The 1,044-nt window shown below is 75.1% G+C and carries 1 protein-coding gene; it reads left to right on the top strand.

Going from position 1 to position 1,044, the window contains the following annotated elements:
• Nucleotides 1-27: 27 nt before the first annotated feature.
• Nucleotides 28-1,044: ERAP1-like C-terminal domain-containing protein (locus tag ACFWJO_RS40915; protein ID WP_386873487.1), on the top strand; the 1,017-nt coding region annotated here is incomplete at its 3' end.

Here is a 1,044-nt window from a genome sequence, read left to right as displayed (position 1 = left end):
GACGTGCTCCGCCCCCACCGTCTGGCCGTGGGCTTCTACGACGTGGACGAGGCCACCGGCCGCCTGATCCGCACCGAGCGCTTCGAGCTCGACGTGGCCGGGGAGGTGACCGAGGTCGTCGAGGCCGCCGCCCGCCGTCGTCCCGCCGTGATCCTGCCCAACGACGACGACCTGGCCTACGCCAAGCTGCGCCTCGACGACGCCTCGTGGGAGGCTGCGTCCACCCGTCTGAAGGATGTGGACGGCTCCCTGGCGCGCACGCTGCTGTGGGGGGCGGCCTGGGACACCGTGCGCGACGGCGAGGCCTCCGCCGCCTGGTTCGTCGACCTCGTCCTCGCCAACGTCGGCCACGAGCGGGACTCCTCCGTGGTGCAGACGCTGCTGCGCCAGCTCGCGACGGCGATCGGCCTGTACCTGCCCGAGGACCAGGCCGAGGCCGTGCGGGTCGCGGCGGCCGACCGTCTGTGGGGCCTCGTCGCGGAGGCCGAGGACGGCTCGGACAACCAGCTGCAGTTCGTCAAGGCGTTCGCCCTGCACGCGCGCACCACGGCGCAGCTGGACCGCCTGTCCGCCCTCGTCGACGGCACCCGCACCGTGCCCGGGCTGGACCTCACCACGGACCTGCGCTGGGAGCTGCTCACCGCGCTGGTGGCGGCCGGCCGCGCCGGGGAGGCCGAGATCGCCGAGGCCGAGCGCGCCGACGCGACCGCCACGGGCGCGCTCGCCGCGATCCAGGCCCGGGCCGCCGTGCCGACGGCCGAGGCGAAGCGCGCGGTCTGGGACCGGGTGATGGCCGGCGAACTGTCCAACACGGAGCAGCGCCAGGCCCTGATCGGGTTCGCCCGGGTCCATGACGCCGCGCTGATCGCGCCCTTCGCGGACGCCTACTTCGAGGGCGTCGAGGCGATGTGGGACTCCCGTTCTCACGAGATGGCCGAGACCGCCGCGACGCTGGGCTACCCGACCGCCCAGGTCACCCGGGAGATCGCCGACCGCGCCACCGCCCTGTCCGAGCGGCTGGCCGGCACCCGCGCGGGGCTGTCC

Source organism: Streptomyces sp. NPDC127092 (genome assembly GCF_042722475.1).
Classification (GTDB): Bacteria; Actinomycetota; Actinomycetes; order Streptomycetales; family Streptomycetaceae; genus Streptomyces.
The sequence above is the reverse complement of the archived record's forward strand: the minus strand, read 5'-3'. Positions and strand labels throughout refer to the sequence as shown.